This window comes from Pseudoalteromonas sp. (assembly GCF_041613455.1).
Classification (GTDB): Bacteria; Pseudomonadota; Gammaproteobacteria; order Enterobacterales; family Alteromonadaceae; genus Pseudoalteromonas.
The window spans coordinates 1-5,145 of the sequence record NZ_JBFJHD010000210.1 but is presented as its reverse complement, the minus strand read 5'-3'; the positions used below and the strand labels follow the sequence as shown (position 1 = coordinate 5,145).

Annotated in this window: 4 protein-coding genes; all 4 read right to left on the bottom strand. The window is 44.5% G+C overall.

Annotated elements, in window-relative coordinates:
• Window positions 1-555: 555 nt before the first annotated feature.
• Window positions 556-1,806, bottom strand: a complete 1,251-nt coding sequence (flgL, locus tag ABYB02_RS14390) for a flagellar hook-associated protein FlgL (RefSeq protein ID WP_372763103.1) — start codon at window positions 1,804-1,806, stop codon at window positions 556-558.
• A 2-nt stretch (window positions 1,807-1,808) separates the two neighbouring features.
• Window positions 1,809-3,818: a flagellar basal body rod C-terminal domain-containing protein gene (locus ABYB02_RS14385; protein WP_372763102.1), complete on the bottom strand. Its 2,010-nt coding sequence runs from the start codon at window positions 3,816-3,818 to the stop codon at window positions 1,809-1,811.
• Between the two features lies 1 nt (window position 3,819).
• Entirely contained in the window at window positions 3,820-4,839 is a 1,020-nt protein-coding gene (gene flgJ, locus ABYB02_RS14380; RefSeq protein WP_372763101.1) for a flagellar assembly peptidoglycan hydrolase FlgJ, read from the bottom strand.
• A 117-nt stretch (window positions 4,840-4,956) separates the two neighbouring features.
• A partial coding sequence (locus tag ABYB02_RS14375; protein ID WP_372763100.1) for a flagellar basal body P-ring protein FlgI occupies window positions 4,957-5,145 on the bottom strand: 189 nt, incomplete at its 5' end.

Sequence of the window (5,145 nt, the reverse complement as noted above, 5' to 3'; positions counted from 1 at the left end):
GAAATCGAGCTTTATAATGGAAGGTTAATAAATAGTGACAGTTTTTTGCCGCTTACTGGCTGAGTGGGGTATTCGAGATATAACGCGTTTTTACTTTAGTGTTTTTTCTACTCCAAAGCGCAGCGTCTCATATCCCCTGTGGTGAATAGGTTTTCACAGTTCGTGCGCGGAGTTTTTCAAGTTAGTTGACGCCCACAGCAAGGCCTAAACACTGTGCTTGGTTATTTTCTACCTAAAGCCCGAATCCTGATACCTGAAAGCAGCCCTTCAAGAAGCCAATAAACAATAACCGTGTTTTATTACTGCTCTAAAGCGCAGCGCCTCATAACCTCTGTGGTGAATATTGTTACTAACACAAAGTCACACTGCGTGCGTGCGCCAGCAAGCTTGACGCCTACCGGCAAGCTAATATAACTCCAATACCGAGCACACCGAGGTAAAGGTTTTAGGGATGAAGCTCTAAAGACTAGGTTCTAGGTATTAGGTATTAGGTATTAGGTATTAGGTATTAGGTTCTAGGTTGATACCTGATACCTAAACCCTGCTCTTTAACTATTACAAATAATCAAACAACGAGAGTTTAGCCAAACGCCCAAAGGTGGCTTGTGACGCTTGCAGGGCGGTTTCTTGCTTAGTAAGTTCGCTAATGGCTTCGGCCATGTCTATTTCAACTAAGTTGGCTTTATTACTTTTATGTTCAACATCAAGCGCTGCATTTGAGTCACTTACACGCTCAAGTGCATTCATCCGCCCCCCCAAACTGGCTTGGCTAAACAGCACTTGCTCAGTGGCATTTTGTAGCTGCACTACACCATCATTTAGTACTTGCTGAAAGTCGTCACCGTTAAGATTGCCACTATTTAAACCACTAATAAGCCCTTGTAGCGTATTAAGTACGTTTTCTTTGTGAGGGGGTTCAAGGCTAAAGTCGAGCTGCCCAGGTGCAGTGCCGCTTAGCTGAATTTTCATGCCGGCAAACTCGATTGGCTCGTCGGTTACATTCCCGCTAACAGGTGGTACTTGCGCTACTCCATCACGTAATATTTCATACTGATCCGGATCGCTCGGGTTAGCACCAGCAGTAACCACTACATTAAAAGTATTTGCTGTGGCTGCAGCAGTAGGGTCGGCGTTATAGTTAGCTTTATGAAACTGATCAAACACGCCTTGCTTATCAACATATACTGAACCCGCTAATGTACTGGATGCATCACCGGTATTTGATGCCACATTTAACCGTGCATTGGTTTTTTCAAAAATATCGTAACCGTTGTCACTCGATTTAATCGACACCCCTTCAGCAATAGTCACTTTATGCTGACCTTGGTCGCCCTTATAAAGGTAGCTGCCACTCGCCGCATCAAACTGAAACGGCTGAATGCTGTCTTGGTAGCCTGAAAATATGTACTTGCCGTCTTCTGAGCGGCTGTTCATTAAATCGGCCAGTGTTTGTTGTATTTCGCTTAATTCCACCGCTAACGCCTTTATATCGTCTTGCGTATAGGCACCATTACCGGCTTGTAAGGTGATATCTTTTGCAGCTTGAATGTTATCGTTAATACTTTGCAGCACACTTTCTTCGGTAGTAAGACGAGCATTGAGCTGGTTAATATTTTTAGTATATTGCTCGTTGGTTTGTATTTTATTTTCGTACAGCATGGCTTGCGATATTGCAGCGGGTGCTTCTGAGGTTGCTAAGTACTTTTGCCCCGTATTTACTCGCTGTTGCGCGCTTGCAACACCATTTTGATTTTGTAGTATTTTATTAATGCTGTTTTGATACATTAAATTATTTGATAAACGCATAATTACCTCGCGGCACTGAGTAAAGTGTCAAAAATAGAGCGAGCAGCAGACAGCACTTGCGCTGAAGCCGCATAAGATTGTTGAAAGCGCAGTAAATTGGCCGCTTCTTCGTCAAGGTTTACGCCTGACAACGACTCATACCATGCCTCAGACTGCTGCGCCAATGCATCAAACGCCGCACCATTGGTTTTAGCTTGCCCGGTTACCACGCCAATATCGGTAACTAACCCGGCATACGCTTGGTTAAAGGTTTTATGGTTATCGGCCAGAGGGCTTGCAACCACATTTTGCCGCACTAATTCACCTTGTTGTAACTCGGCAAATTTTAAGCCATTGCGGTTATCGTCAAAGCCGCCGGTATTAAATTCAAGGGTAAAGCTGTCGCCGGTTGCTGGCACGCCTGTAATATCAAAATCAAAACCATATAGCTCAAAGCCATTCCCTGCTTGCTGTAGCATGTTTTTTGCAGGAGGCGTTACTGTAAATGTACTGCTATTAGCTCCATCTGTCATGGTGTATTCATTTGCATTGGCCGTTTTCACTAGCGTAATTGGACCATTAGCGAGTGTCGGTGGACTCGTTGCAGCAAAGCCCCCTGCGGTTACGCTAGTTACACTCCCCGCTGAAATAGTGCCCGTTCCGGTATTATTAATCCCATCTGCGGTGCGTATTGGCGAGGCCAGTGCTAAATCTTCACCGCGCCCTGTTACTAACGTAATGTTAGCGGCCGCTTCTGAATTAAGTTTAATTTGAAATTTATCGCTTGCATTACCCACACCAGACTCAGTGAGTTGCAAGCCAAATAAATCCACACCCGGGTTATTAGTCGAGTTGATTTCACCACCAGCAAATGTGGCTGTAGTCGGGCTACCTAACGGCTCGCCTTTATTATCGATTGGCTGAATACTCACTTCGTTTGGATTAGCGGTATAGGTCACAATAAAGTCACTGGCCGGTAACTCCTTGCCTTTACCGGGTTCAACTGTGGCGCTCACACTCGCAGAGCCAGTGTTTGCTTGATAGCCATAACCATTAACTGTGGGTATAGTGAATATATCGCCGCCCAGTTTACCGTTGGCGTCCATTCCTAAATGGTTTTGCTGATTAAAGGCATCGGCAATCGCTAAGCCCATTTGGCCAATTTGGTTTTGCGCCGGCACTAAAATGTCGTCTCTAAAGGCGAGTAAGCCGCCAATTTTGCCTTTTAATTTGCTGGCATCCACTTCAAGCGGCACCGCTTTGCCGCCATTCACATCTAAGCGCAACTCTTTAAAGTTAGGATCCGGGTCACCGCGCATCGAAAATAAATTAAATGCGCCATTTTGCATTACCACCGCCTCACCACTGCCCATAAATACCAGCTTTTCGCCGTGCGGGCCATCGAGTGTTTCAACATCAATAAGCTCAGATAAATCGCGTATCGCTTTATCGCGTTCATTGTAAACGCCACTGGCAGCCGACGCGTTATCGCCACCATGTACGCCTGCAATTTGCTGATTTAGCGAACCTATTTTTTCAATTAAGGTATTTGCCTCTGCAGAAAAAATCTCTAGCTGCTGATTCACCACATTTTTTTGATCTAGCACTATGCCCGACAGCCTCTCCATTTGACTGAGCAAACTATCGGCATCGGTCATTACCAATGAGCGCGCAACCGATGATGACGGCTGATTTAGTGCCTCCTGCACATTATTAAACAATGAGTTTATTCCGGTCGATAAGCTATTTGCCGATTGTGAAAACAAGGTATCAACGCGGTTTGCTTCTGTTACAAACTGCTCAAAAAACGTTTTATTTGAGGTGTCTCTGTTTAATTGTTGTTGCGCAAACTCATTGAGTAGGCGATAGGTATTACCTTTGCCTACTTGGTTGTCGCTCATGGTAACGTGCTCGGTACGCTCGCGTACGTAACCTTCGGTGTTTATATTGGCAATATTTTTACTGGTGGTTTGCAGCAAGTCAGAATTTGCTCTGATCCCTGAATTAGCAATGTTTAATAAATTAAACGACATATTACTTTACTCCTTGGCGGATCACGCTTGTTGCAATGCTTTTTAGCTCGCGACTGTTAAGTACTTGTTTTATTTTGTTGGCATAATTGGGGTCGGTAGCATAACCCGCTTGCTGTAATGAATCTAAGAATTTATCTGGCGTTGCAGTATGCTGTAAGGCATTTTTATAGCGTGGGTTTTGCGTTAAAAACTCCACAAAGTCGTTTACGCTGTCTTTTATTGAGTCGTAAGCTCTAAAGCTGGCTTGCTTTTTAACCGCTGCACCTTGCTCAAACTCTAAGGTGACTTTACTGGCTTTATCGCCCTGCCAACGTGCGTCTGACTTAATATTAAATAAATTATTACTGCTCTTGCCATCGCTTTTATTAATAATGTGCTTGCCCCAGCCGGTTTCAAGTGCCGCTTGCGCCACCATAACCGCAGGGTTTAAACCTATTTTTTTCGCGGCTGTTTTAGCATGCTGCCATACGGTACTAACAAACTGTTCGGCACTGTCAAAATTAGCGGGTGCTGAGTTTGCGGGGGCTGCATTGGTCGCTAATTTTTCAGCAGCATTGGCTGTATTGCTGATTGCAGGCTCAGTGATTGCTTTGTTACGCTGTTGATGCGGCAATTCTATGCCAGCACGCTGATCACTTAAAAAGTCTGTGGTGGTACGCAGTACTGAGCCTGGCGTATAGCTTTTACCATCGGGTGATAACTGCTGCACTATTAAATCGGCCAACCCCATTGAGCCATTTGAAGAAAGCTCTGTAGATAGCTGTTGGTCGTGCATTTCTTCAAAAAATTTAACGCCGCTGGAATTAAACGGACTTTCTTTGTCTTCAAATGCTTCATTAGCTTTACGCATGCTTTTAAGCAGCATTTGCGTAAAAATAGCTTCAAATTGTGCCGCTGCCTTTTTGAGTGCAGCGCGAGACGCATCTGTCGATGCATCGCCACTGTTTAGAGCATCTTTACGCAAAGCGTTTAAGTTACCTAAATCAAAAAAGTTTTGCTTATCGAGGTGATTAGTTTCCATCAGCTTTTTGACACAATAATGAATAATGTAATAAGTAATGCAAAAAGTGAGCCAGTGAGCGGAGTAAAGCTATCAGTGGCCGGCGTTTAAGCTTGCCACTGATAGCTATCGGGTCTGTTAAATAACCACCAGCTGGCCGTTTATAGCGCCGGCTTCTTTTAATGCTTCTAGTATGGCCATGAGGTCACCAGGCGCGGCGCCCACCTCATTAATGGCACGTACTAGGTCATCTAAACTGACTCCTGGATTAAATACAAAGGCGCGCGAATCGTCTTGCCTAATATCGATAATACTTTGCTGGGTGAT

What these genes read in the sequence shown, in the direction of transcription:
- flgL (WP_372763103.1), bottom strand. Translation starts at nt 1,806, where the DNA reads ATGCGTTTATCAAATAATTTAATGTATCAAAACAGCATTAATAAAATA.
- ABYB02_RS14385 (WP_372763102.1), bottom strand. Translation starts at nt 3,818, where the DNA reads ATGTCGTTTAATTTATTAAACATTGCTAATTCAGGGATCAGAGCAAAT.
- flgJ (WP_372763101.1), bottom strand. Translation starts at nt 4,839, where the DNA reads ATGGAAACTAATCACCTCGATAAGCAAAACTTTTTTGATTTAGGTAAC.